The following is a 268-nucleotide window of genomic DNA, read 5'->3' as shown; positions in this document are numbered from 1 at the left end:
GCCACCACGCTCAACAGCAGCGCCGTGGGCAGATCGACCGGAATACCCAGCGTATTAACCGCAGCCAGCGTCAACACGGTAATAGTAGCACGAAGGTTGGCTAATCCTGGTCGGACATCAGGAGGTTAGTGCAATGGCATAAGCCAGCTTGACTGCGAGCGTGACGGCGCGAGCAGGTGCGAAAGCAGGTCATAGTGATCCGGTGGTTCTGAATGGAAGGGCCATCGCTCAACGGATAAAAGGTACTCCGGGGATAACAGGCTGATAC

At 56.3% G+C, this 268-nt stretch carries 1 rRNA gene; it reads left to right on the top strand.

The annotated features are described in order from the left end of the window. A 23S ribosomal RNA gene (locus AC0L27_RS41360) occupies positions 1-268 on the top strand; the annotation flags it as partial.

The sequence above is a fragment of the Bradyrhizobium sp. Ken51 genome (assembly GCF_055807435.1).
Note: the sequence above shows the minus strand (reverse complement) of the source record. Positions and strands in the feature narration are given on the sequence as shown.